This window comes from Gilliamella sp. Choc6-1, from assembly GCF_001690385.1.
GTDB lineage: Bacteria > Pseudomonadota > Gammaproteobacteria > Enterobacterales > Orbaceae > Gilliamella > Gilliamella apicola_A.
Map to the genome: position 1 here is coordinate 1 of NZ_LZHI01000033.1, position 854 is coordinate 854.

At 36.7% G+C, this 854-nt stretch carries 1 protein-coding gene; it reads right to left on the bottom strand.

Annotated features, from left to right (window positions below):
- On the bottom strand, window positions 1-498 hold a 498-nt coding region (locus A9G36_RS04730; RefSeq protein WP_176701014.1), incomplete at its 3' end, for a contractile injection system protein, VgrG/Pvc8 family.
- Window positions 499-854: the final 356 nt, after the last annotated feature.

Here is an 854-nt window from a genome sequence, read left to right on the forward strand (position 1 = left end):
GCTTCTAAGTATTTGTTCAACCACGCTTACTACGCTTTGGTTCTGGAATATGGCACAGTTGCGGTTTAACGTTAGTCTAGCCAGTCGTGGCGATAAGACCACTTGATAATGCGCTTCTTCTTTATTTACCGATAATTGGCTAAACTCGGTGATAATGCCATAAATCTTGCGAGTGCTTTTATCATTGGTAAAATCACCCAAGGCACGGATTGCAGAACTGAGCGCATCGCTTACAACAGAATTAAATGAGAAAGTAGCCGGTTGGTTTAAAAAAGCATCGGTAGATAGGGTTTTATTGGCACTGGTAAAAGTAATGGTGTAATGCCACAGCTGGTTTAAGGCCTCTTCGCCTTTGACGTTTAACACCGATATAGGAGCGCTGAGTTCATCAATGGTTAGTGTATAACGGTTATGGTTAACTTTATTGGTTAATTGGCTAAGCAAGTCTTTCCCTGCTTGTCCTGCTTGTTCGACGATTTTATCTAAATGTTTTACCATTTTTTTTCCTTTACTACCTTGCTACTTATTTTTATTTAGTTTTGTCATATTTATCTATTTTTATCGGTAATTTTAATAATCAGTAATGATAACCAAAATCAGGCATAAAATTACACGATTTTTACACAATTTGCAATATTTAACTGAAGTTAATTTATTGAAATTTAAGATAAGCTTAGTGAGCCATGTTTTTTTAGGTTGCTGCTTTTAAGCCCACTTAAAATATTATCAATTAACTGGGGTTAGGGTTTTAGCATTAAGATAAAGGGGTGTTCCCTGTGTATACAGGGAACACAAAATCTAACTGTTCAGGCTTGATTTGTAGCGCGGTTTATCCCTGTGTATACAGGGAACAC